The 24,655-nt window shown below is 63.6% G+C and carries 25 protein-coding genes; 5 read left to right on the top strand and 20 right to left on the bottom strand.

Annotated features, from left to right (window positions below):
- The first annotated feature begins 139 nt into the window (after positions 1-139).
- The 3 genes from AC3FOF_RS17220 (at position 140) to AC3FOF_RS17210 (ending at position 2,716) form a co-directional block, all read left to right on the top strand.
- Positions 140-529, top strand: a complete 390-nt coding sequence (locus tag AC3FOF_RS17220; protein ID WP_488727247.1) for a YfeK family protein — start codon at positions 140-142, stop codon at positions 527-529.
- Between the two features lie 550 nt (positions 530-1,079).
- Positions 1,080-1,517 (top strand): TadE/TadG family type IV pilus assembly protein, encoded by a 438-nt coding sequence (locus AC3FOF_RS17215; RefSeq protein WP_488727246.1) that lies wholly within the window; start codon positions 1,080-1,082, stop codon positions 1,515-1,517.
- 62 nt (positions 1,518-1,579) lie between these two features.
- Positions 1,580-2,716 carry a TadG family pilus assembly protein gene (locus AC3FOF_RS17210; RefSeq protein WP_488727304.1) on the top strand — a complete coding sequence of 379 codons (1,137 nt, stop codon included), beginning with the start codon at positions 1,580-1,582 and terminating at the stop codon, positions 2,714-2,716.
- 398 nt (positions 2,717-3,114) lie between these two features.
- Here AC3FOF_RS17210 and AC3FOF_RS17205 read toward each other — a convergent pair whose 3' ends face one another.
- The 16 genes from AC3FOF_RS17205 to AC3FOF_RS17130 all read right to left on the bottom strand — a co-directional run bounded on the left by AC3FOF_RS17205 (position 3,115) and on the right by AC3FOF_RS17130 (position 17,112).
- Positions 3,115-3,516, bottom strand: a complete 402-nt coding sequence (locus tag AC3FOF_RS17205) for a hypothetical protein (protein ID WP_488727245.1) — start codon at positions 3,514-3,516, stop codon at positions 3,115-3,117.
- A gap of 501 nt (positions 3,517-4,017) precedes the next feature.
- Positions 4,018-4,980, bottom strand: a complete 963-nt coding sequence (locus AC3FOF_RS17200) for a type II secretion system F family protein (RefSeq protein WP_488727244.1) — start codon at positions 4,978-4,980, stop codon at positions 4,018-4,020.
- A 55-nt stretch (positions 4,981-5,035) separates the two neighbouring features.
- Positions 5,036-6,013 carry a type II secretion system F family protein gene (locus AC3FOF_RS17195; protein ID WP_488727243.1) on the bottom strand — a complete coding sequence of 326 codons (978 nt, stop codon included), beginning with the start codon at positions 6,011-6,013 and terminating at the stop codon, positions 5,036-5,038.
- Positions 6,014-6,061: 48 nt separating this feature from the next.
- The gene (locus AC3FOF_RS17190; protein WP_488727242.1) at positions 6,062-7,423 is read right to left on the bottom strand and encodes a TadA family conjugal transfer-associated ATPase; all 1,362 of its coding nucleotides are present in this window, start codon (positions 7,421-7,423) and stop codon (positions 6,062-6,064) included.
- A gap of 26 nt (positions 7,424-7,449) precedes the next feature.
- Complete coding sequence (locus AC3FOF_RS17185; protein ID WP_488727241.1) at positions 7,450-8,658, bottom strand: CpaE/TadZ family protein; 1,209 nt, start codon at positions 8,656-8,658, stop codon at positions 7,450-7,452.
- 24 nt (positions 8,659-8,682) lie between these two features.
- Positions 8,683-9,138 carry a TadE family protein gene (locus AC3FOF_RS17180; protein WP_017228216.1) on the bottom strand — a complete coding sequence of 152 codons (456 nt, stop codon included), beginning with the start codon at positions 9,136-9,138 and terminating at the stop codon, positions 8,683-8,685.
- Positions 9,135-9,632 (bottom strand): TadE/TadG family type IV pilus assembly protein, encoded by a 498-nt coding sequence (locus AC3FOF_RS17175; RefSeq protein ID WP_035813458.1) that lies wholly within the window; start codon positions 9,630-9,632, stop codon positions 9,135-9,137. Before AC3FOF_RS17175 ends, AC3FOF_RS17180 begins: the two co-directional genes overlap by 4 nt.
- A 12-nt stretch (positions 9,633-9,644) precedes the next feature.
- Complete coding sequence (locus tag AC3FOF_RS17170) at positions 9,645-10,919, bottom strand: pilus assembly protein TadG-related protein (RefSeq protein WP_488727240.1); 1,275 nt, start codon at positions 10,917-10,919, stop codon at positions 9,645-9,647.
- A gap of 35 nt (positions 10,920-10,954) precedes the next feature.
- Positions 10,955-11,296: a hypothetical protein gene (locus tag AC3FOF_RS17165; protein WP_017228219.1), complete on the bottom strand. Its 342-nt coding sequence runs from the start codon at positions 11,294-11,296 to the stop codon at positions 10,955-10,957.
- Positions 11,297-11,313: 17 nt separating this feature from the next.
- Positions 11,314-13,251: a type II and III secretion system protein family protein gene (locus AC3FOF_RS17160; RefSeq protein ID WP_488727239.1), complete on the bottom strand. Its 1,938-nt coding sequence runs from the start codon at positions 13,249-13,251 to the stop codon at positions 11,314-11,316.
- Positions 13,252-13,370: 119 nt separating this feature from the next.
- Positions 13,371-14,216: a Flp pilus assembly protein CpaB gene (gene cpaB / locus AC3FOF_RS17155; RefSeq protein WP_276266001.1), complete on the bottom strand. Its 846-nt coding sequence runs from the start codon at positions 14,214-14,216 to the stop codon at positions 13,371-13,373.
- 44 nt (positions 14,217-14,260) lie between these two features.
- Complete coding sequence (locus AC3FOF_RS17150) at positions 14,261-15,676, bottom strand: DUF8689 domain-containing protein (protein WP_488727303.1); 1,416 nt, start codon at positions 15,674-15,676, stop codon at positions 14,261-14,263.
- 58 nt (positions 15,677-15,734) lie between these two features.
- Positions 15,735-16,280 carry an A24 family peptidase gene (locus AC3FOF_RS17145; protein WP_276266000.1) on the bottom strand — a complete coding sequence of 182 codons (546 nt, stop codon included), beginning with the start codon at positions 16,278-16,280 and terminating at the stop codon, positions 15,735-15,737.
- Positions 16,281-16,283: 3 nt separating this feature from the next.
- The gene (locus AC3FOF_RS17140) at positions 16,284-16,532 is read right to left on the bottom strand and encodes a hypothetical protein (protein ID WP_488727238.1); all 249 of its coding nucleotides are present in this window, start codon (positions 16,530-16,532) and stop codon (positions 16,284-16,286) included.
- Positions 16,533-16,626: 94 nt separating this feature from the next.
- On the bottom strand, positions 16,627-16,797 hold the full coding sequence (locus tag AC3FOF_RS17135; protein WP_488727237.1) for a Flp family type IVb pilin: 171 nt from the start codon (positions 16,795-16,797) through the stop codon (positions 16,627-16,629).
- A gap of 144 nt (positions 16,798-16,941) precedes the next feature.
- A complete protein-coding gene (locus AC3FOF_RS17130) occupies positions 16,942-17,112 on the bottom strand; it encodes a Flp family type IVb pilin (RefSeq protein ID WP_488727236.1) in 171 nt (56 codons plus the stop codon).
- 1,091 nt (positions 17,113-18,203) lie between these two features.
- Here AC3FOF_RS17130 and AC3FOF_RS17125 point away from each other — a divergent pair.
- On the top strand, positions 18,204-19,457 hold the full coding sequence (locus AC3FOF_RS17125; protein WP_488727235.1) for a glycosyltransferase family 87 protein: 1,254 nt from the start codon (positions 18,204-18,206) through the stop codon (positions 19,455-19,457).
- A 167-nt stretch (positions 19,458-19,624) separates the two neighbouring features.
- Entirely contained in the window at positions 19,625-20,653 is a 1,029-nt protein-coding gene (locus tag AC3FOF_RS17120; RefSeq protein ID WP_488727234.1) for a glycosyltransferase family 2 protein, read from the top strand.
- Positions 20,654-20,868: 215 nt separating this feature from the next.
- Here the strand turns inward: AC3FOF_RS17120 and AC3FOF_RS17115 are convergent, their stop codons facing one another.
- Genes AC3FOF_RS17115 through AC3FOF_RS17100 form a run of 4 tightly spaced genes read right to left on the bottom strand, consistent with a single transcriptional unit; the run spans position 20,869 to position 24,547 of the window.
- Complete coding sequence (locus tag AC3FOF_RS17115) at positions 20,869-22,434, bottom strand: hypothetical protein (RefSeq protein ID WP_488727233.1); 1,566 nt, start codon at positions 22,432-22,434, stop codon at positions 20,869-20,871.
- A 47-nt stretch (positions 22,435-22,481) separates the two neighbouring features.
- Positions 22,482-23,417 carry a glycosyltransferase family 2 protein gene (locus tag AC3FOF_RS17110; protein WP_488727232.1) on the bottom strand — a complete coding sequence of 312 codons (936 nt, stop codon included), beginning with the start codon at positions 23,415-23,417 and terminating at the stop codon, positions 22,482-22,484.
- Between the two features lie 33 nt (positions 23,418-23,450).
- Positions 23,451-23,852 carry a GtrA family protein gene (locus AC3FOF_RS17105; protein WP_276265996.1) on the bottom strand — a complete coding sequence of 134 codons (402 nt, stop codon included), beginning with the start codon at positions 23,850-23,852 and terminating at the stop codon, positions 23,451-23,453.
- Entirely contained in the window at positions 23,849-24,547 is a 699-nt protein-coding gene (locus AC3FOF_RS17100) for a class I SAM-dependent methyltransferase (RefSeq protein WP_017229954.1), read from the bottom strand. Before AC3FOF_RS17100 ends, AC3FOF_RS17105 begins: the two co-directional genes overlap by 4 nt.
- Between the last annotated feature and the right edge of the window lie 108 nt (positions 24,548-24,655).

Below are 24,655 nucleotides of genomic sequence, written 5' to 3'. Positions count from 1 at the left end.
GGGGAAAAAAGGGCGCCGGCATTCACGCAGAAACGGGTACGCTTTGCGCCCGCGGCAGGGGATCGCGCACCACGCGAGGCTTGAAGCGGAACGCAAATGCCGTTCTAATGCAGCGGATACGACTGACCTATCCTTGCCAATGAAACCTGCTTTCCTGTCTTCCCTGCTACTGTCCGCCGCGCTGGCGGTTTCCGCCGCTTCCGCCAGCGCCGCCCCGCCGCCGGCTGCCACGCAGGCCGAAGTCAGCCATCTTCTTGCCTACCTCGCCGGCTCGAACTGCCAGTTCAACCGCAACGGCAGCTGGTATCCGGCACCCGACGCGGCCGCCCACCTGAAGAAGAAGTACGACTACCTCGTCGACAAGGGGGCGATCGGCTCCAGCGAGGCCTTTATCGAACTGGGCGCGAGCAAGAGCAGCGTCAGCGGCAAGCCCTATCTGGTCAAATGCGGGCAGGCCCAGCCGGTGGAGAGCGCGCCGTGGCTGGGCGCCGAACTGGCGCGCTATCGCCAGAAGGCGCCCGGGAAATAAGCCCGGCCGAGGGCACGCAGAAACGGGTACGCATGGCCGCCCGGTACCGCACCGGCAAGCCATGACATCCGCGCGACGCCGGCGGTCTGCGCCGCCCTCGCGGCGCCGGGCCGGATCTGCCGGCGGCCGGCCGGAAGCCGGCCAAGCCCGTCCTCCCGGCAGACGGCATGCCTGCGGCGAGCGCGCCGACCTCGCCTGCCAGGGAGATCATCCCTCCAGCCCATCTCATCATCCGCCAACTGATCGATTGCGGTGTGCGTCTTGCGCGACCAAGAATGGAAGCGGAAGAACGGGGAACCGATCGCGGCGCATTTTGGTGGAGCGTCATCGCAAGCGGATAGCACGGTATCGCCGCGCCCGGTCGACAAGTGGGGCGCTGGACGTGACCGATGATAGAGGCGCGCCAGTCTGATCACTACAACCGCGACGGTGAGTGCCGCGTGTGCTACGCGCAAGCCGATCGCTCGAGCGCTCGGGTGAGCGCAAATGCGCCGCTGCCGGGGGGTGGCGGGCGCGGTGTCCCATCGCCGTATGCACTGGGCGATCGGGCATGGATGTACTTTCGGGAGGGGGTATGAAAAACCAAAGGGAAAAGGGCGCTGCTGCTGTGGAGTTCGCCCTGGTGTTACCGACCTTTCTGGTGCTCACATTCGGCATCGTCGAGTACAGCATCGCACTCTACGACAAAGCCGTCATCACCAATGCGAGCCGCGAAGCTGCGAGAGCCGGCATTGTCCTGAAGAATCCGAAATTGACCACCAGTGACATCCAGAATGTTGCATTGAATTATTGCCAGGCCAACCTGATCACGTTTGGAAAATCGTCCACTCCTACGGTAAGCGTTCCGGCTGGAAGCGGCGGGAGTTTCGGATCCGCCCTCACTGTTTCCGTGTCTTATAGCTACTCGGGACTTGCGCTGGGGAAAATGATCAGTGCCTTCACTGGTCCTTTCAATTTAACGGCAACGACCAGCATGAACAACGAGTGAGCCTATCCGGCGCGAGGCATATCATGCAAAATCGACACGACACGAGATATCTCCCGAGCCGCATCCAACGGCGCCACGCTCCGTCCCAAAGATGCAATCGCCGCGGCAAACAAAAGGGTTCGATAGCCGTATTGGCCGCACTTTCCTTGACTGCGCTGCTGGGCTTCGCTGCGCTGGCCGTCGACGTGGCTGATCTATACCTGGTGCGCAATGAGCTGCAGAATGCGGCAGACGCCGCAGCTTTAGCCGGCGCGCCATGTATTTACGCTCGAGCGCAATGCCTGAATACAAAAAACACCGCTCCCGACTGGAGTACCGCGCAACAAAAGTCGAGCGCCGCGATTGCCATGAATAGATCGACCGGCGCCGCGCTGACCAATGGCCTGGTGGAGTATGGCTATTGGAATATTACCGGTTCCCCGGCTGGATTGCAGGCACTTCCGATGAAACCCGGAAGCAACGATCTGCCTGCGGTGAAGGTCACCATCAGCAGGTCGACAGGCAATAATGGTGGTGTTGTGCCGACCTTCTTTGCAAGAATGTTTGGTGTCAAAGGCACACCGGTGTCTGCGAGCGCAGTTGCGGTCATTTCATACCCTGGCTATGCAGGACCAGGCAGCCTTTTCCCGGTGGCCATCACGAAGTGCATGTACGACAATTACTGGAATTCCACCACCGGAGCGCCATATACTGCGACCTCCACCAACCCAAGCGGATTCGATTTGCCGCAAACGGTCGGCCAGCCCTATATTTTCAAAGTCACATCGTCCTATCATGCCGGCCCTTGCGAGGCGGGCCAATGGACGTCTTTGGACATCGATAGCAACAATGTGCCGACCATTCGCAATCTCATCAGCAATGGCAATTCAGCCGGGGTTCTGATTGACGGCAGTACAAATGGTAGCGTCTGGATTCAGCCCGGAACGAAAACGACGCTGTATTCCAGCGTTGACGCCTGTAGCGCGGAAGGCAATAAATCCTGCGAGTATGTGACGGTCCCCGTTGTGCAGGACATCTCCACTCATGCATACAATGCCGTGGTGGCGTTCGCCTGCCTGCATATACTATCGGCAACGGGAGGGAGCGGAAAATATATCGTAGTCCAGATGAGCAACAACCCGGATTATTGCCAGGCCTCGAATTCCGGCGGTATTGGGCCAGCATATGGCTCGCTCACACCGCCAAGATTGGCGCACTAGCGTCGCACCACTACGCCGGTTGGACTCCCTTTGGACTTCCTTCCGCATCGTCCCAGGCCGGCATGCAGCCAAGCATCCAACAACGCCTTTTCTGCGCTTGACCCGGCGGGCAGGAGCCCGGGCCAGGCCCAGGATCCGCCACGACCGCAGCCGGCGCCACCACCAAACGGCACAGCAGCCCATGGTTGCCGCCGCAGCAAATAATCCTATTCTTCTCATCCTGGATTCGGGCCAGGCGCGGTCGGGAAGCTGGATGCATGGCTGCGGGTGCTTGTGAGCATCCCAAGCCCATGAATGCGCCCCGGCGTTCGCGAAGAAACGGTTCTGCCCCATAAAGGGAGCGGCACGGCCGCGATGACCGACCCGTGGCTGGTGCGAGCCCGTGGCGTTATCGGACGTCACGGCGTGAGCCCGCATCTGAGCACGCTGCGGGAATCGCCGGCGAGCGTGGCGAGCGGCGCGAGCCGCATCCCGTTTGAGAGATCGAGCCGAATTCGACGCTTCCCATGGCGCCGCCGTTCGTCGACGATGGTGGAGCAGGCCAGGGCAATGCGCAAGCGAGACGACGAGATGTTCCCGAACGTGGCGGGGATCGGGGTGGCGCCTGCCTGCCGGAGATTTCCGCCGATGCCGCCGACATAAAGCCGCCCGATGTACCCGTCGCCGTTGCAGTCGAGCGGCGTGACGGACGAGGGAATCGAGCGGGTCAGGCCCGGTAGCGTAAAACAGGTGCCGCTCACGCCGCTGCAATTGCGTCGGGCGCTCCGCAGGAGCGCACCGATGACGGCATCGAAGGTCACGATGCAGCGTTCGATGGAGGCTACGCCGAACGATGGGGCGCTGTCTTCTGCCGGGTCCTAGCCGGCACCCATCGCCACCGGCGGGTTGGCGCAGCCGCACGCGCATCGCCTTCAGCTGGGTCCAGGTCCGGCCGCGTTGGGCGACGTCGGCGCTACTGGCTTGCCACAGGAAGCGCGGATTGACAGGGGGGCAGCCACGTCGAGGGCCGCTTCAATTTCGCCCCCAGTGGCTTCCGTGCCCATGGCTCGTCTCCATCATGCCAAGCGTACTGTGTACCGGAAGCCGGAGAGGCGGTGCTTCGGGTTGCGCTACGCGCCGATTTGCCCGCTTCGGCTGCCGATTGGATTTCGCCGCTTTCCGGTCACCGGCTTGGGATCCGAGAGCCGGATCAGGTCACCACGCACCAAAGCAAAAAGGCCCGGAACGGAGCCGGGCAATGGGTTGTTCTTCAGCCATTTCTGCCATAGCGGCTGAAGAACCTCCCGGGGTCGTGCCATCCTTCAGCCTCCTTGGCCCGTCATCGTAGGCAGCAGCACGCGGTAGATCTGGATGAACGCGGGTCCGAGCAACACCAGCAGCAACGTCGGGAAGATAAAAAAGATCAGAGGAAACAGGAGCTTCAACGCGATCTTCGCGGCTTGTTCCTCGGCCCTCATGCGGCGCTTGGTGCGCAACGTGTCCGACAGTACCCTGAGGGACTCCCCGAGGCTGGTGCCGAATCGATCCGCCTGGATCAGCATGGAGGCGAACTTGTCGACATCTTCAACGCCGGTGCGCAGCGCAAGATTGCTCAGTGCCTTGTCCTTGGCGAAGCCAGAGCGCAGTTCCAGCAGCATCAGTTCGAGTTCTTCGGCCAGGACGGGGCAGCGCAGGTCCAGCTCTCCCGCCACGCGCATCAGTGCGGCATCGAGCCCCAGGCCGGCTTCAACGCAGACGGTGAGCAGGTCGATGGTGTCGGGAAACTCCTCGAATACCGCGCGCTTGCGGTTCTCGGCCTTGCGCGACAGCACGCCATTGGGCAGGTAGTAGCCGACCGCGCCCAGCAAGGCGAGCGTGGCAATCATTTCATACTGATCGGTGATGACCTGGGTACTGCTCAACACGCTCAAGGCAAGCAGGGGCAATGCAATCGCGAGCATTGTCTTTGCCGCGAAGTACACGGTGGGGGCGGAGGCGGCGCGCCAGCCGGCGTTCATGAAGCGTACGCGTAGTTGCGAATTCTCCCAGCCCTCCTTGGGCAGCGACAAGCGCGACACTGGCTTGGCCAGGTCCAGCAGCGTCTCCAGCCACGCATGCTGCTGTCCGTTGCCGGGAACCGACCCGGAGGCTTCGCGTGCGATCTGCTCGACGCGCCCCCGGCTGCGGCTTGGCGAGAACACCAGCAGCAAGCCGAAAACCGCGCCGAAGGCCGTCACGAAGACGAGGGCCAGCAGCAGGAATTGTCCGTTGTAGATGCCTTGCATGATTGCTTCCCCTGAATAAGAACTCCGGTCTCCCCTGCATTTGCGCGGACCGCATTCAGACCCGGATCCGGATGATGCTGCGCATCCAGATGACGCCGAGCATCATGGCAGCGAGCGCGATCCCGATCATCTTGAGCCCCATCGGGTCTTGCCACAGGACATTCATGAATCCCGGGTTCACCACGAGAATCAGCGCGGCGGTGCCGAAAGGCAGCAGGCCCAGTATCCATGCGGAGAGCCGTCCTTCGGCGGAGAGCACGCGGATCTTGTCGAACAGCTTGAGACGTTCGCGTACGAGCGAGCTGATGGTGTCGAGTATTTCGGCCAGATTGCCCCCGCTCTCGCGCTGGATCAGTACGGCAATCACGAAATAGCGCAGATCGCTGACGGGGACGCGCATGGCGAGGTTGGTCAATGCCTCGTCGAGTGCGACGCCATAATTGATTTCATCGAACGTCGTGCGGAATTCCTGGCCCATCGGGTCTTTCAGTTCCTGTCCCACCGTGCCGACCGCACCGGAAAAGGAGTGCCCGGCGCGCAGCGCGCGGCTGATCATGTCGACCGCGTCGGGCAACTGGACTTCCAGGCGCTTCAGCCGCTTGTGGCGCAGCGATACCACGCGCCAGACGGGCAGGAAGCCGGCCAGCAACGCCACCGCCGCCACGATCAGCAGGGGGATGGGAAGGAACAGTCCGACCGCTCCGGTGCACAATATCATCAAGCCGCAGTAGCCCAACAGCTGGCCGACCGACCAATTGCTGCCGGCTTGCTCCAGCCAGCGGTCCAGGGCACCGATGCGGGGCAGGCCCATCAGCCACCGCTGCATCAGCGGTGAATTGCTGAGCATGCGCTCCTTCAGGATCGAGAGTCGCTCCCGGCCAACCTGGCCACCCGCGGACAGTGCACGTATCCGGGCCTCGATCCGCTTGGCTGACGGCCCGTGGTAGTTGTTCCACCACAGGTAAGCGCCCTCCACGCAAAGTACCACCGCGGCAAAGAGCAAGATGATGAAAGCATAGAAGATGAAGTTCATTTTTCCGGCTCCGTAGTGTGATCGGCATCCGTTGGGCGGCGCATGGTTTCAAACGTCGTAACGCTTGCCGGGGTCGTAGGTTTCGTCAGGCAGCCCGACTCCGAACACGCGCAGGCGCTCGGCGAACTTCGGGTAGACGCCGGTTGCGCGGAAGTGTCCCGTTACGGTGCCGTCCTGCGCTACGCCGGTACGCTGGAAGGTGAAGATCTCCTGCATGTTGATGATCTCGCCCTCCATGCCCGTGATCTCCTGGATGCTGACGATCTTCCTGCGGCCGTCGGTCATGCGGGCAGCCTGGACGATCACGGTAATGGCCGAGGAGATCTGCTGCCGGATGGCCTTGGCGGGCATGTTCAGTCCAGCCATGCTCACCATGTTCTCGAGCCGGGTCAGCGCGTCGCGTGGCGTGTTGGCATGGATGGTGGTCAGCGAGCCTTCGTGGCCAGTGTTCATCGCATTGAGCATGTCGAGTGCCTCGCCGCCCCGCACCTCGCCCAGGATGATGCGATCGGGCCGCATGCGCAGGGCATTGCGCACCAGCGAGCGCTGGGTGATCTCGCCCTTGCCTTCGATATTGGGCGGACGGGTTTCCAGCCGCAGTACGTGAGGCTGGCGCAACTGGAGTTCCGCCGCATCCTCGATGGTGACGATGCGCTCGTCTTCCGGGATAAAGCCGGAAAGGATGTTCAGCAAGGTGGTCTTGCCGCTGCCCGTACCGCCCGAAACCAGGACATTGACCTTGGCGTGCGCCAGCGCCTGGAGCAACTGCGCCATCGGCGCCGTCAGGCTCTTGAGCGCAACCAGGTCCGACACCTGCAGCGGATTCACCGCGAAGCGGCGGATGGAGAGCAGCGGGCCATCGATCGCCGACGGCGGGATGATCGCGTTGACCCGCGAGCCGTCCGGGAGCCGGGCGTCCACCATGGGGCTCAGTTCGTCGATGCGGCGGCCGACCCGGGAGACGATCTTCTCGATCACCTTCATCAGATGCACATCATCGTAGAACGTGATGTCGGTGAGCTCGAGCTTGCCGCGGCGTTCCACATAGGTCTGTCTTGCCGTGTTCACCAGGATGTCCGATACGGTCGGGTCCTGCAGCAGCGGCTCCAGCGGACCGAAGCCGAACATCTCGTCATAGATATCGCTGGAGACCTGCCTGCGCTCGGCATCGTTGAGCAGGATGCGCTCTTCGTCGATGATGGTGTTGACCAGCAGGCCTATCTCACGCTTGACCTGTTCCAGCGGATAGCGTGCCAGGCGCTCCAGTTCAACGCGGTCCAGTACCATCTCGTGAACGCTCTTCTTCACGTCCCGGTAAGCGGACTGGGCATTCTGCGGCCGCATCGCCGCGTGGCCATTCATGGCGATGGGGGGATGCTCCGGCAACGAAAGTTGTTCGCGGATTGACATGATGGGCTCCGGTTCCGATAGGAGGGTCAGGCTGCATTGGCGGGCGATGGCTTCGCGCGCAGGAATAGCTTGCGCAGCGGCGAGGTGCTGGCGGGCTGCGCATTGCGCCCGGCGCCGGGCGTTCCCGCAAGCGCCGTGCAGAACGCGAGCAAGGCACGGGCGATGGTGCTGCGCTTGTGTTCCCTGGCGACAGGTACGCCATGGCTGATCGCTTCGTCAACCACCGTGGGCTCGTCCGGGAGCATGTGGAATATCTTCGCGCCGAGTATGCTCTCCAGCGTGACCCGGGTGAGCTCGTCGCGGCGTCCATGGCGATTGACGACGAGGCGGATCTTCTCGTTGCTGTAGTGCAGCGCGCGCAGGATATCGAGCAGGCGCCGGCCGGTTCGCGCATAGGCAATGCTGGGCTGGACGATCACGCAGATGCTGTCGCTCCGGTCGAGTGCGGCGATGGATAGCGGATTGACCGATTGCCCGATGTCGAGCAGGATGAAATCGTAGCGTGGAGACACGACGGAAAGGATGTACTCGAGCTGCTCCTTCCTGACTTCATTCGCCTTGATGGGATCGTTCGGGCCGGCGAGGATATCGAAGCCTTCGTTGACGCGCGTGAGGCAAGCCTCCAGGAACGCATCGTCCATGCGTTCGATCTGCGCGCAGACCTCGGGCAAGGTGGCCGGCGGCGTCTTGTCGCTGACGAGAAAGCTGGTATCGCTGAACTGGTTGTTCAGGTCGATCAGCAAGACGCGCTTGCCCTCGTGGGCGCTCAAGGCGTAGCCGAGATTGCTGGCAATGAAGCTGGTGCCCGCGCCGCCCTTGCAGGAAAGAAAGGACACGATGCGGGCAGAGTTCTGTGCCTGCAGTACCTGGTTCGCTTCCAGCCGCGCCACGGCACTGCTGAGCTGCACCTTGTCCAGCGGCCAGGCGAGCACGTCGCGCACACCGGCTCGCAATGCGCGGATCAATATCTCGGGCTGCTGTGCCGACGTGACCAGGATGCAGGGCAGGTCGGGGTACTGTTCCCGCAAGGCCTCCACGCCTTGCATCGGCGCCGAGCTCCCCGCGGGGAGGTCGACGATCAGCGCGTCGACGCCGCGCAGGCAACTGGCCTGCGCGACCAGGCCGGCCGGGGAAATCTGCTGGCGCATGAGCTGGTAGTAGCCGCAGGCGGCCGTCAGGCGCGAGATCTCCGCGAGTCTTTCTGCGTTCTCGGAGGCTATCAGGATCTTGAGCATGGCAATGACTCCGGAATCAGTCGTCTAGCTGCACATGGTCCCGCCCGTCGCGCTATTCAGGCTTTCGCGCGGGAGGGTGGTGGTGAATGGGGGCATGGTCAGCGTAAGCGGAACGAACGGTATGACGGTTTTAACCGAGACATTGGTCACGGTGATGGTGACGAGATCGCAAGTGCTGCGCGCGGTTGCCGCGTCGGAGTCACAGCCGGAAGGGCCGTAGGAGACCTGGACGTTGGCGGATTTGAGCATGGGAAGCATGCTCGTCATGCGTGACTTGATGGTGCTGGCGTTGACGTCGCAAACGACCGCGATGCGCGCACCGAGCCGGGTCGCCTCGCCTGCGGTATTCCAGTAGAACAGCACGCGGGCGAATTCGACGACGCCCAGCAGCAGGGTGAGGAACACCGCGCAGACCAATGCGAATTCGACCGCGGCGGCGCCGCGTTGACGGCGTGGCATGGACCAGCGATCGGTTTTCATAGTACCTGCCTCATCACGGTTGCAATATCCGAGAAAGTGATGCCGCTCGCCCTGATAAATGACTGGACCGGCGAGTACGCAAAGCCGGTGATCTTCACCTCCACCAGGTTGATGGTGCCGGCCGGGGTGGACGAGCCGTCGTAGGTGGTGACATTGCCATATTGCCCACCGGGGCAGCCTGAGGAATTCACGCGATCGCATACCACCACCATGCTGGTGGTGAGACCGCTGACCAGGGCGGTGCCCGAACATGCGGTGTTGCCATAGACCGCCAGGCACTGCGCCTGGGCCGTGGGATAGGTTGGATCGTCCGGCGCGTACTGGGAGAGATAGCGGGCGGAATCGCGGGTGGCCTTGGTCATGATGTCGTACTGATAGATCGCGCGCCCGAACTCCGCCACGCCACAGACCAGCAGCAGAAGTGGAACTAGCACGAGCCCGAACTCCACGGCAACCACCCCGCGCGCGTTTCGCTTCGAATGCAGATGGGTCATCATCATCGGCTCCTACTGGACCAGCACCGGAACCAGCGGCCCGGCCCCATTGCTCGCCCCCGGCACGCCTTGCGTCGCGCACGGGCTGCCCAGCTGGTTTGCCTGCCCGCGGTATTCAAGGAATACGTCATTGATATTGCCGCCTTGCTGCATCGGATCGAGCATCAGGACGCAGGCCCACGAGACCACGGAAACCTGGTGCACACCTGATGTGGCAAAGCCGGAGCAGTCCACCATCGGCGCCAGCACGACGCGGCGATCGGCCCCGGCGGCATAAGTGCTGGACGAGGCCGGGTTTCCCTTGGTTTTCAGGCCAGTCGCCTGGTCGCCCTGGTATGGCGCGAACGTCTTGCGCTGGTTGATGAAATCCGGGAAGGCATTGAATTGGGGAGCGTAGGTCGTTGGCGTATAGGCGTACCCGGTAAAGTCGGTGACGCCTTTTGTCCCGGAGGGCGGAATGATGCCGAAGCGGCTGTTCCAGTCGTCCGCCAGGGAGGAGATATTGCCGGGTGAACCGATCTGGGCGCCGACCGCCGGCAGATTGCATTGACCGGCCCCATCCAGCTGCGCCGCGAGTGCGGATGCGCCGCCCTTGCCACCGGGATTCAGGTTGGCCCAGCCGAAATTCCCGCCGCCATAGGTGCCGTTACTTGCCGAACTGACCTTCGACGTCAGCCACTGCCCAACGGGGTAGGAGGCTACCGAGGGGCTTGCCGACGCCGGCGTGCAGACGAACACCGGGATCGCACAGGCCGTCTGGGCCGAAGTAGTGGTAGCGACGGCAACCGATGACACCGTGGCGGCACCGATGTTGACACCGGGCAGCAGGTTCAATGCCTGGATGAACCAGTTGGCGATACCGGACCGCGTCACCGAGCATTTGACGTAGTTGATCGCGCTCAGGGGATAGCTCACGGTGCTCTTGTCATAGAACGGATCGGTGAGGGAGTCGCTGTAGGTAACGCTGTGGTTAGGCGTCAGCACTACGGCTTCATGCTGGAACATCACCATGTTCAGCTGCCCCGCGGCCATCCCCGCCGCCTCGGAAACCGAGAGCGGCGTGGCGCCGGTGATGTCGCGCGAGGCGGCAAGGGCGCAGGCGTCGGCGCTGTTCTGCAGCTCGCTCTTCGCCACGTAGAGCTTGCCCAGGTCGAGCGCCAGCCCGACAAAACCGATCAGCATCGCGAGAGACAGTCCTACCAGGATGGCGATGGCGCCGCGTTGATTGCGCGAACGCCGTCTTGCCCCGGCATGCCTGTGCGGCCGTCGTTGACATAGGGTAGTCATGATGCCTCCCGCCGATTCGTCCAGATCAGAGTCCGTTACCGCGTGCTGCCGCCAAGCATGGGCGCACCGCCGTAACCGGCGCTGCCGAAGTCCACGCCGGTGGCACCATTCCCTGAGGCCGCAGCCGGGCGTGACATCGCACGGTCGTAATTGCCCATGGCCGCGACCGCTGCCTTGCCGCTGCCGCCGCCCATGGGAGGCAGGCCCGCCGGCGCATCGGGATTGATGATCTGGGCCCGGCTGGCGGCGCGCATGGCCTGGCCGGCCTGCTTGTCCCAGACCGGCGAGGTCGAGACGCAGGCGCTCAGCACGAGGCTGGCCATCGCGCAGAGACCGATGGCCGCGCAGCAACGCGAAGGATTCAGGTTTGTCTTCATGGCAGTTCTCCGCTGGATCAGTTAGAAGCCGAAACATCCGCCGCCTTGGACGGCAAGGCAGGCGTCGCCGGGCGTGTCCGGCCACGTTCGCTTTGCGCCAGGGCCAGGCGAGCGGCCGTTGCCTCGATTCGCGCGATGCGCGCGGCGGTGTCGTCGGTCGATGGCGCGGCTGCGGCCGTCGGCGCGGCGGGTGGGGCGGACGGGACTTCGTGTGCGGGCCGGGAAACGGCGGCCGCATCTTGCGCCGGCCTGGCCGGCGGCTCCGGTGGCAGCGGCGCGCTGGCCGCCTGCTTGGCCGGAGCGGTGGGGGCCTGTGCCGCGGGCTCCTGAGTCGCGGGAGTCTTGCCCGGTCCTGAACTGACTGGCTGCGCCGGGACGGCAGGCTGCGCGGGGACGGCGGTGTCCGCACCCGGGGCGGCCTTGGCTGGCTGGCCGCCGCCCTCCATATTGCCGTTCAGGTACACGGACCACGGGTTGGGCGTCGAGAAGCTGTCGGTAGGCAGCGGATACGATGCCGCCATCTGGGGCTTGACCAGGTGCGGGGTGACGACGAAGACCAGCTCGGTCAGGTCATGCTGGAACGACGTGCTGCGGAACAGCGTGCCCAGCACGGGTAGTTCGCCGACGCCCGGCAACGCCTTGAGCGATCCGAGGACGTTGTCCTGCATCAAGCCACCGATGGCAAAGCTCTCGCCATCGCGCATCTGCACCGTGGTCGACGCGCGCCGGGTGTTGATGAGCGGCAGAATGGTCTGGTTGTTGCTCCCGCCGCCGACTGCGCTGCTCACGGTTGCGCCGGTCGGGGAAAGCTCGGAGACTTCGGGCATGACCTTGAGGTTGATCTGGCCGTTGGCCGTGACCGTCGGCGTGAACTTGAGCCCGACGCCGAACTCTTCTTCCTTTAGCGTAATGGTGGGCAAGCCACCCGCGCTGCTCTGCGCGACCGGAATGAAGATCTTGCCGCCAACCAGGAAGCTGGCTTCCTGGCCACTGAGCGTGACGAGGTTCGGTTCGGCAAGGATCTTCACCAGCGAATCGTTTGCCTGCGCGTCGAATTGCGCCCGGAACGGCAGCTTGTTTGCCTTGTTGAAGAACAGGGTATTGGCGCCGCCGCTCAGCAGATTGCCCACCAGGCCGCCGGTCCACGAGCCGAACCCGCCTTGCAGGTTGAAGGCCGCGCCAAGCTGGTTCAGCAGGGTCTTCGAGACTTCCGCGACCTTGACCTCGAGCATCACCTGTTGCGGCGCATCCACGGTCATCATGTTCAGCACGCCGCCGCCCTTTTTCTCGCCATCGCCCTGGCCGCTTCCCGCATAGGCCCGCGCGATTTCCATCGCCTGTTGCGCGGCCTGGGCATTGGACACATTGCCGGCAAGCACGAGGTTATCGGCCGCGGTCATCACGCGGATCTGCCGCTCGCCCGGCATCAGTTGTGCCAGCGAGGTCTGCAGGCCCCCCGCGTCGGCGTTCACCACCACGTTGATGACGCTGCAGGCGCCGCTGCGTCCCTGCACGATCATATTGGTAGTGCCGACACTCAGGCCCAGGACATAGAGCGTCTGCGGCGAAACCAGGGTGGCCTGCACCACTGCCGGATTGCCAAGCGTGCGGTTGCGGACAGGCTCGGGCAACGGGATCAGGGATGACTTGCCCAGCGGTACGACCACATTGCTCTCGCTGCCGATCACGCCGGTGCAGTTTGGACCGCGGGCCGCCGCCGGGGCGGCTGCCGCCGGCACGGGCGCCATGCTGATCGTCATCTGCACCGGGCCGCCGGGCGCGTTGCGCGCGGCAGCGCCGGGACCGGCCGTGGTGGCCTTGGCGATGGCACCGGCTTCCGCCGCGGTCTGCGCCGCTGCGGCGATCGGTGCGCAGAGCATGGTTCCGGCCATGCCAGCCAGGATGACCGCACGCACTCTGAGTTGCGTCTCATCCACCTTGGTTATCGTTTTCATTTCTTCCCCCCGGGAGAATCAGCACGACACATCAGGAACAGTGATCCAGATGCCTTCCTTGAAACCTAGAAACCTAGAAACCACGACCAGTGAATCGCATGCGCACCTGACGCTGCAAGTCAGAAGCACTCAAGGCTGCCGTGGATGCCGGAAAGCACCCCGACACAATCTCCATGCCGCACCGGCGCTGCCGCGATAGTCCTGATCCGCGTCTGGATGCGAGGCGGCGCAGCTTCCTGCTTGACGGGTACGACCGGTGCCGGCTTGCCCAGCAAGGTCACCTTGGTAGCGCCGCCGGTTGCGACCTGCGCCACATCGACCTGATTGCGCAGCACCAGCGACAGCGTGCCAACGCTGCGCGCCACGTCGAGCTTCTCGGCCTGATCGGGCGTGACCTCCAGCGTGACCGCATTGACGACCTTGGGCTGGGTGTCGTCCCGGCTCACTTGTTGTGCCACGGCCAGCACCAGGATCTTCTCGAGCACGATCTTCGAGATGCTGCCGCTGGCGGCATCCTTTGCCTCCGGCTCATTGGTGTTGACGATGACATCCACCAGGTTGCCGGGCAGGGCGAAGCCGGCCACGCCGACGACATCGTTGACCCGGACCGTGATGGCCCGCTTGCCCTCCCCGATGACGGCAGAGAGTCCGCCTTTGGTGCCCAGTGGCGCGAGCTTGGCTTCCAGGATGGGTTCGCCGCGCAGCAGGCTGGTCCGCACGACCCGGCCTTCGAGCGACTTCAGGTCTTCGAACGCGCCCGGCGGCACGCTCGCGGTTGGCCAGCTCACCAGGCGTACCTGGTCTGCCGCCAGCGGCTGGCCGAGATTCAGGTCGTTGGTTGCGACCGCCACTTGCTTGACGGAACTGGAAGACTGCTGGAGCAGCCATCGGGACGCGGACACCACGGCGGCGATCCCCGCCACCAGGGCCACGACCAGCATCAGAACAGCGCGTATGTTTTTCATGATGAAATCTCCCTACCGTTGTCTATCGAAGCAGCGTGCGGCGCTCAGGTGGCCGCCAGCGGTTTCCCTTTCCATCCCATCGCCACGGTGGGCGGGTACTCCGCGCCGGTGTCGGCGTAGCTGCCGAAGTAGCTGTGCCAGGCCTGGCGCAAGGCTTCTTCGGTGACCACCGGCGGGTCGCCGTGGTAGTGAACCTTGGACGCCACCAGCAGTAGCAGGTCACGCGGAATGCAGGCGAGCAGGGGCATGCCGCCGGCCGGATGGAGGCTCTCGACCAGGTAGTCGGCGACCGCTGGCGGCGTATGCAGCCCGAGGTCGTGGCCGGCGCGTGCGTAGACTTCGCGATAGTCCTCGGTGCTCAAGGGGCCAACAAACAATTTGCAGCCCAGGCGGCGCAGGAATGCGTCGTCGCATAGCTGGCCCGGTTCCAGATTGGTGGAGAACACCGGCCAGACGTCGAACGGCACCGTAAAGCGAACGCCTGTCTGCAGGGTGAACATGTCCACGCCGCGGTCCAGCGGTACGATCCACCGGTTGAGCAGTTCGGTCACGCCAACTATCTGGCGCCCGAGGTCATCGACGATGTAGATGCCGTTGTTGGCCTTCATATGCGGTGGCGCCTGATAAAAGCCGGACGCGGGGTCGTAGCGCAAGTCCAGCATGGGCAGCGTCAGCTCGCCACCGGAGAGAACCGCCGGGCGATGGCAGATGGTCCAGCGCCGATCGAGCGGCCGCCTTGCCATCTGGCCCTCGCTGGCCTCGAAGGGGACGTGAACCATCGGATCGAAGACCTGGATGATCTCGCCGGCCACGGCGATCGCATGCGGCACCGGCACCGCGCCCGGCAACAGCGAGCCGAGCCGCTGTGCGAGATAGGTCTTGCCGCTGCCCGCGGGGCCATACATCATCAGCGCCCGGCCGGCATTGAGTGCAACGCCAGCCTCATCGAGCAGCGAGGGCGGAATGGTCAGGTCGCGCAATGCCGCGGTGACATCGGCCTTGGAAACGCTGGTGTGCTTGATCGAGTGCTGCTGTACGGCCTCGACGTACGCCTGGAGCGTGACCGGCGCGGGGCCGACGTAGCTGCAACGCGCGACGAACTCGGCAGCGCGCGCGTAGCCGCCGTCGGTCAGCCGAAAACGCACGTCGAGGTCATTGGCGCCGCGATGGGCAACTTCCATCATGCGTTCGCGTACTGCGAGTGCCGCGATCTCATTCAGCACTGCGGCAGGCAGCCTGAGCGTCTCGGCCAACTGCGTGAGCGTGACGTTGCGATGCAGGTAGGCGGCCTTCATGGCCAGCGCCACCAGTATCGATGTGTCGATCCCGGTGTCGGCGACGGTCTTGGGGGCGGCGTGCCAGGCATGGATGCCGCCGCGCTCCGGCGCATCGGCGTGCGCCGGTGCCGCGACCGGTGTAAGGATCCGGTGAGCCGGACTCATCGAGGCGTTCTCAGTCATCATTTCCCCCGTCTCCGTGTTGAAAGTCCCGTCTAACAGTTCGCGGCCCGGCCGTGCGCTAGACCGACGCGAACAGAACGCCTATCGTCCCCGCGGCGATCGCCGCGCCGTAGGGCAGCGTTCCTACCGACCACGCTGACGGCCCATCATTCGCGTCGACTTCTTGCTCGCCATCCATGCGGCCGCGATTGAACAGCATGAACTGCAGGTTGCCGCGCAGGCGCGCCAGGCGCCCCCGCCGGATGGTCATGGCGAGCGCCCAGACTCCACCCAGGACGAAAGTCAGAAGGGCGACCTCGAATGCCATGCCGGCACCGAGCAAGGCGCCGACGGCAGCCATCAGCTTCACGTCGCCGGCGGCCATGCCGCGCAGCAGGTAGAAAGGGAGAAAGCAGGCAAAGCCGGTCAGCCAGCCACTCGTCCAGCCGAGTGCCCCGTGGGCCGGGCCATGCAGCGTCATCTGCAGCGGCAGCGCCAGCACCCATGCACCCAGCGTCAGCCAGTTCGGGATGCGCCGGCTCTTCAGGTCCAGCGCGGCCGCAGCCAGCACCAGCACGATGGCGCAGGGGCCGATCAGCGGGGGCAGTGCGAGTTCGCTTGCCATGATCTACTCCAGGTTGGTGCGGGCGCGTTCGGCCTGGGCCTGCGGCGCATGGAAAGTCAGCGGCATTGCCGCGAAAAAAACCAGGCAAGCTCTGGCCAGCCGGGCCGACCGCGGGAATGACGACCCGGGCGATGCGTGATCGATGGAGGTCTCTGCGGGATCCTGGCGAGGCAGGCTATTCGCGGCTTTGATCAGATTCTGCATAACGCCCATCTTGTGTCTGAGTATCCGGTCGATGAAATTGCTTGCCATGGGTGACCGCGAAAGCTATCGGCGTTCCCAGCGCAGTATCGAAGGCCCAGTCGCCTTGGCGGTATCCCCTGGGGCGCTTGGCTTTCGAAAATGCTTAGAAATCGGTCGCGATGTTGTTGAAGATCGTGCTGAGGTTGGTGCCCACCGCCTGGACTGCGAGGATGATGACGACGGCGATAAGCGAGGCGATCAGCGCGTACTCGATCGCGGTGACGCCGTTCTCGTCGCAGGCAAACTGCCTGGCCTTCGCAATGAGTTTCTTCATGGCAATCTCCATAAGTTGGCAACGAACGTGAAGCAGCTACACAACAGCCCGGCTCGGGGACCCAACGGCAAGGAGGGGCCGCCGGCCACCGTGATTTGCCGCGAGCGGCAAGGCAGTGGCCGGCGGGTTCCTGGTGCCGCCTGCTCAGAGCTCGAGGGCGATGTTGTTGAACGTGGTGCTCAGGTTGGTGCCGACGGCCTTGACCGCAGCGATGATGACGACGGCGATGAGCGCGGCGATCAGGCCGTACTCGATGGCGGTTACGCCGTTTTCGTCACGGATGAATTGCTTGGTCTTTGCGATGAGGTTTTGCATGACAGACTCCTTGGGTTGGCAATAACGGTGAGGCGGCGTGAAAACGCATGGGCGGCCCGCATGCTGCGCATGCATGGAAGGGCCATTGACAGCGCTGATCCTTGTGCGATATGCGACGGAGATGACGGCCTGCGAGAACTTGAAGCCTGGCGGAATGCTGCCGGCACGTGGTGTCCGTTGCCGTCGCCACCCGGTATGCACGAGTGCGATGGCCCGTCCGGGCCGACACGGCACTCCGGCGGCCGGGCGCGTTGCGGCAAGCGGTCAAGACTTGGTGTCGGGTTGATGGCATGGCATTCCGTCGTTCGGCGTGTCTTTCGTCTTTCGTAAAGGGCCATCGCATCGTGTCTTTGGCGCTGGCCCCACTACCTCGTTTCATTGACTGCGAGCGTTTGTGCCCGGCGTGTCTGTCAGGCAATAGGCAAAAGCTGGGCCACCCCCACGCACAGCCTTGAATATCAAGGGATTCCGCTGAGCACCACCGATTCCGGCGACTTCGCCACAGGCTGCTTTCCATGCGGTGTTGCCGGCTGGAAACGTGGGGATAAGAGCGCATGCGGGCCCGATAACCGTATGGGCTAGGCGGGTGAATGCGCCCTCGGTAAAAGGGATGAGGACATACGGCTGATTCGCTCGTTCGTGAAAACGTCTAACCAGGTTCGTCCAATGGCGTGCTTTGGCCGGTTTCGGGCAACTGACTAGATAGCTTGGCCGAGGCGCGCTCTCTGCCCGTTCCGCAGGGCGACGTTTCAAGGCAGAAACGTAACGCCTCCTGATCCCGGCTCGTTCGCGATCCCACCAGGTCCGGAGATCCAGCCTGGGCTTGCAGTTCGCGGAAAAGGGATCGTGATTCAGATCGGAAACGTTACATCTGTCGTGGCGGAGATTGGCCCTCTCCGGCGGGATCTCCGTCGGCGCAGTGGCTTGTTTATCGCCGGGAAATTGACAAAAATCGATCGTAGATAGATCGCGCGGAATCAATGGCGGGGATCTGGGTAGCGGCAGTGCGCACACACAACTGGCGCGACTTGCCGATCTGCCTTGCAGGTGCGCCGGCAGCGGAGCGCACGAACACATCGGGAGAACGCGTCATGGGACCGAACGAGAGAACCGTGGAGCAATCCACCAGCGCTCCTTCACCGCATTGGCTGGATCGGGAGCGCATCCAGGTCTATAGCATCGCGATGCTGATCGTCTATGCCGTGGTGATCGTGATCTGGGCCTGGATGACCAAGGGCTTCACATCGGATCACATGGTTCGCCCGGGATCGGATTTCTCCGTGTTCTGGAGCACATCCTATGTGACGCTGAAAGCGGGCGCCATCAAGGCCTACGACTTCGCAGCGCTGCAACCGGTCATCGCGGCGCAGGGCTCTCTGCCGGCCAACAGCCACTTTTTCCTGCCATGGCTCTATCCGCCCACGTTCCTGCTCTTCGTGATTCCGTTGTCGCTGCTCCCTTATGCCGTGAGCTACGTGGTCTTCATCGGCCTGACCGGCGCGGCGTATGTCGTTTCGCTGGTGCGCCTTGTCGGGCTGCGCAACGGGGCGGGCCGTGTTGTCTGGCTGGCGATCATCGCCTTTCCTGCCATCTACTTCGCGGCGTCGATCGGACAGAATTCCATGCTGACCGCCGCGCTGGCCGCCTTCGCCATCCCAAGGCTGAAGACGCAGCCGGTCCTGGCCGGCGTGTTGATCGCCTTGCTGACCGTCAAGCCGCAGCTTGCGGCGCTGTTTCCACTCGCGCTGCTTGCCGCGAGGGCGTGGAAACCACTGGTGGTCGCTAGCGTAGCCGCAGCGCTGTTGTTGCTCGCCGGCATCGCCGTTTTCGGATGGGAAACGGTGCCGGCCTTTTTCGCCAACACGAAGTTCGCCAAGCAATCGATGCTCGATAACGGGTCGGTGATGTGGTACGCCATGCCGACGGTGCTGTCGGCCTTGCTGCTGGCTGGCGCATCGTTCGCGACAGCGGCGGTGGCGCACGGCGCGGTGGCCGTGCTGGCCGCGCTGGGTCTGTTTCTGGTTTGGCGCAGGGATACCTCCACCGGCCTGCGCGCCGCTTCCCTGGCGGTGGCGACGCTGATGGCGAGTCCATACCTCTGGTTCTATGAAGTGACCTGGGTCGGCATCGCGATAGCCGGCCTGACCGCCGATGGGCTGCGCCGGGGGTGGCTGCGCTGGGAGCGCGAATTGCTGGTCGTGGCATGGCTTCTGCCGCTCTACCTGGGCTTGAACCGGGTGACTTTCTTCCCGCAGATCGGGCCGCTTGTGCTGGCGTTGCTGATGCTGGCCATCTTGCGGCGGGTACACGTGATTACCCGGGGAAACCCGGACTGGCTGCCGTGAGGGCGATGGGGTCGCGCTTCGCGCGTTCGGCCGAGCTTGTGGAGCACGCGGCATAGCCGTGGCGATGCACGGCCTTCCCGGCGCGGGCCGCGCAGAACGGGAAAGCCGCATCCGGCGTCGAGCGGCTCGATGCGGGCACGCACCCGGAACATACGAAGGAGTGGGTCATGTTGGGTCAACAGGATGTCAAGCTGCTTTCCGTGGTGGTACCGTGCTTTAACGAGTCCGAAGTCATCGGGCGCTTCTTTGCGCGCGTGATTCCGATCCTCGAGTCCATCGATTCCATTCGCTTTGAGATCGTTTGCGTGAACGACGGCAGCGCAGACGACACGCTTGGGCACCTTGTCGACATGTCCAGGCAGGACGGACGCGTGCGGGTCATCGACCTGACGCGCAATTTCGGCAAGGAAGCGGCGCTGACAGCCGGCATAGACGAGGCACTGGGCGATGCGGTCATCCCGATCGACGCCGACCTGCAGGATCCCCCAGAACTGATTCCGGTGCTGGTGGCGCGCTGGCGCGAAGGGGCGGAGGTGGTATTGGCCCAACGTGCCAGCCGGGCGTGCGATTCGTTGCTGAAGCGGCTGTCCGCAGCAGCCTACTACCGGGTGCATAACCACTTGTCGGAGCTGAAGTTGCCGGAGAACGTCGGGGATTTCCGTCTGATGGACCGGGTAGTCGTCAATGCGCTGAAGCATCTGCCGGAACGCCATCGCTTTATGAAGGGCCTGTTCGCGTGGGTAGGCTTCAAGGCTGTGATCGTGCCATATGAGCGCGAGGCGCGTTGCGCGGGGCATTCGAAGTTCTCGGGCTGGCGGCTCTGGAACTTCGCGCTGGAGGGCCTCACCAGCTTCAGTACCCTGCCATTGCGAAGCTGGACGTATATTGGCGGGATCGTCGCCTTCATTGCATTTTGCTACGGCTCGTTCATCATCGCCAGGACGCTGGTGTTTGGCATCGATGTGCCGGGCTACGCTTCCATGTTGTCGTTGCTGCTGTTTTTCGGTGGCATTCAGCTGATTGGCCTCGGCGTGGTCGGCGAGTATGTGGGCCGCATCTACGATGAAGCGAAGGGAAGGCCGATCTATCTCGTGCGGCGGCGCTACCAGGAACGGCGTCCGGTAAGCCAGATGCCGTCTGGCAGGCGCGTGATCGAGCTCAATGGGCTGTCGCGTGTATCCAGAGGGGGGAAATAGGCCTGCGCTGTGTCGCCATGGCGATCCCGGCGCTCAGGCTGTATCGCCTGTCTTCCCTGGAGGGCGCACCAGGGGAAGTCGCGGGCATGTCATTCCTGCGTTGTTTCAATGTCCGCCCCCATACAGTATCTTCAGGTATCGAAGAACGACGGCAAGGCAGGCGTGGCCAAGTCACACGGATACCGGGCCGCCATCGATGCCGGAGGCGATGCGCACTAGCTGCGGCACCCTCGATTCTCATACAGTGACCAACTGCCGGCCGCTTTCAGCAGGATCACGTCGCAACGCCTGTTATCAAGCAATGACGGAGGCACTGGCGTGCCCCGCACGAAGAAATACCTGTATTCCCGGGCACGGTGCGCTTCCCAATCGAACGTCTGCGGGAAGTTTCTCCGCGCCGAGGGATTGAAGGGACCAAGCGCTGGCAGCTGGTCCGGGCTGTAGCGCACGATCTGCGGCGGAAACCAGGCAAAATTGAAATCGACCAGGCCTTTTTTCTCAGCCTGGTACCAGGCCGCGTAGTGAACGTAGGCACCGGGGTGGCTTGCCGCGGCACTGTTGGCATCGTAGATGAGCATCAACGCTCGCTGAGCCGGTTGGGTTGCCGCGAGCAGCGTATCGAACTCCGCGCTTTCCTGCGCGAAATCAAGGAGTCGCTTGGTGTGGGTGGCAAAGAAGGTCAGGCAGATGAGCGCCAGCAGCACCTGGCACAGCCTTGCGCGTTGCCGTGCCCGTGGTGCCGGTTTGGTGCGCGAAGGCGGTTGATGAAACATCAAGGCATAGCATGGGAAGATGAATAGACCGAAGCGCTGATAGAGAAAGGCGGTTTTCATCGCGTACTGCGGCACCAGGCACCAGATCGCCAGCACCGCAAGCATCGGCACGCAGGCAGACGGGTTGCGCCAGTTCGGGCGCAGTCCGAGCAGCCAGGGGACCGCGAGGACGAACAGGCTGTCGATGGCGAAAAGAGCCTGTTGCGGCCAGGAGCTCCAAGGTGCCAGAAAGAACATGAATACGCGGGTCCAGTCCCATTCCCACAGGATGCCGGGAGACGCGTAGACGATAGACGTCTCCAGCTTCCGCGCATTCGCGGCATAGAGCAGGCACAGCATCGCGAGCAGGCCGTATGGCAGCAGTGCCAGAAGGCAGCGCCGCAGGTTTGCCGCTTTGAGGGCCAGGAAGGAAGCCCCGACCAGGGCGGCAAAGAGAAACACCAGGCCGTGCGAGAAGAATAGGATCACGCCCGCCAGCAGCAATGTGGTGGCGGTCGCCGGCGTGGGTCTCTCCGCATAGCGATCCGCCAGCAGGAGGAAGAGCAGGCCGAGCGGGGCAGCAACGAGAAACGTGAAGAAGCCCCACTCGTAGGCAAAGCCGAAATAAGCTGGAACGAACAGCCAGTCGAGCCGCTCGTCCGCACCGAAGCGGCGGCGAAGAAGCAGGCATGCGCCCACGAAGCCGTAGTAGCCGAGCGTCAGCAGGAGCTTGAACGCGGCTGCGACGGGCATGAAGAAGGACAAAAGCAGGGCGAGTCCGTAGCCGGTCAGATAGGGCGTGAAGAGGTTGATGCGCAGGACTTCATGCCAGGGCGATTCCCCGGTCAGCAGATCGTGCAGGACGGCGACCTGACCTGCATGCTGTGGCAGGTCGACCATCGGCGGATGGGGCGCCAGCCAGATCATGGCGCCGCCGTAGGCCACCAGGCAGAGAAAGAGCAGGCGGCCATCCAGTCTGCGCGGGAGGGATCGTTGCGCGAACCAGGCAAGGGGGGATTGTGCCTGCATGGGTTCCTCCTGTGCGCAAGGCCTGGCGGATGGCTTCATGGGTCCGGTTACAGCATTTCCTCGATGATGAACCTGGGGCGCTGCTTGGTCTCGGAGTAGATCTTCGAGATATAGCCGCCGATCACACCCAGGAACAGCATCTGAAGCCCGCCGAGGAAGTACATCGGTACGACGGTGGAGGCCCAGCCCGGAACCGACATGTCGGTGAAGAGGCGGATAACGAGGGCCCACAGGCCGATGAGCAGCGATAACAGCGAGATGGCGGCTCCCACATGCGTGCTCCACAGCAAGGGCTTTGAGGAAAAGGATGCAATGCCGTCGAAAGCGAGCGCGAGCATCTTCGGCAGCGGATACTTGCTGCAGCCGGCGAAACGAGCGTGCCGCTCGTACATGACAACCGCGGTGCGGAATCCAAGCAGGGGGATGATGCCTCGCAGGAACAGATTGACCTCGCGAAAATCCCGCAAGGCGTCGATTGCGCGCCGGCTCATCAGGCGGAAGTCGGCATGGTGCGGAAGCACTTCCACGCCGAAGCGCTGCAGCAGGCGGTAGTAGGCGTGTGCCGTGGCGCGCTTGAAGAACGTATCGGTATCGCGGCACGAGCGTACGCCGAATACGATCTCCGCGCCCTGCCGGTACGCCGCCAGCATCCTGGGTATGGCATCCAGATCATCCTGGAGATCGGCATCGAGACTGACCAGGACATCGCCGGGCGCGGTGAGCAGCCCTGCCAGCAACGCGCTCTGGTGGCCCTGGTTGCGCGAAAGCTTGATGCCGCGAACCCGGGCGTCGCCGGCATGCAGGCCTTCGATCAGCGACCAGGTCCGGTCGCGCGAACCGTCATCGATGAACGTGACGGCGCTCTCCGGATGGATCTCCTCGCGCTGGACGAGCTGGTCCAGCAGTGCCAGCAATCGCTTGCCGGTCTCGGGCAGTACTTCTTCCTCGTCAAAGCACGGAACCACAAGATTCAGCGTCATCATGGTCTTTCTCCCTATCCTTGCGCGGTGCGGGCCTCAATCCTTTGCCGCGCGCAAATCGTCGGGGAAGGCATAGATGCGCATCCCCGCGTAGGCAAGCGTCGTGTATGTCGCGATGCCGCAAGCCTGGGCAGGCAGGCTGCCGTGGCCGAAGCGAGAGCTCAACCAGATCACCGTGGCAAGGTTGGCCGCGTATGCCACGCCGCACACCAGCGCATAGCGGCGCAGGGCTGTCCCGACCGGTCCACGGTGGCGGAATGTCCAGGTGCGGTTGAGCATGAAGCCCCACAGGAACCCCGCGGCGTAGCCCGCGGCATTGGCGGCCGCATCGCCAAGTCCGAACGTCCGCAGTGCGATCCAGATGACGCCGAAGCCGACGACGGAGTTGGAAGCGCCGACCAGCAGGAAAGGCAGCGCCGTTTGCCGGAAGGCCTTCATATCCGCGCTGCCGATACAAAATACTGCGCTGCGAGCGGAACCCTTCCCATCCATCGCTCCAGTGGCCGGGCAAAGGCGAGCGCATGCGGAAAGAATATGCGGAAAGTCACCTTGCTCTGCCGCCACCCGGCCGCAAGGGTGCGGTGCCGGAGCGTTCTGGCGCTGACCAGTCGGGCGTTGGCGTCAAAGGGACAATTGCGTACTGCGGAAACCGTCAGGAAGTTGAGCGGATTATGCTCGAATACGATCAGTACCCCGCCGTGGCGGGTGACGCGTCGCATCTCGGCAAGCCATGACACATGTTCTTCCTCCGGGACATGGTGAAATACGCAGGCGGAGAACACCAGATCGAACTGCTCATCCGGGAATGGCAGCCGGTTGCCGGTGATTTCCGCATAGGTCACGTCGGCGTTCGGGAAGCGAAGACGGCTGATCTCGAGGCTGCGGCGCGAGATGTCGGCGCATGTCAGTTCCGCTAGCGGAAATCTCTCGAGGAAGAACGGCACGGCGTTGCCCACGCCGGAGCCGAAATCCAGGATGTTCACCGCGTCGAGCCGGCGGGAGCGCGTCTCCCGCAGGGCGTCGGCTACCTTGTAGCTCGCGAAGAACTCCGGCGCCTCTCCGGATGCACGGATATTTGCCGCGTGCAGGGAGAGGTATTCGTTGGCGAACTGGTCGAATTCGGCTTTGTCCATGGCAGCGCACGCGTGATGGTTTTATTGGTGCCGCAAAGCTGGCCTGGTTCCAACGCTGGCAGGGATGCGGAATGCTACGGGCTTGATGAAATGCGTGGCAGGGAAGCG

This window comes from Cupriavidus sp. 96C5-1, from assembly GCF_057798855.1.
Note: the sequence above shows the minus strand (reverse complement) of the source record. Positions and strands in the feature narration are given on the sequence as shown.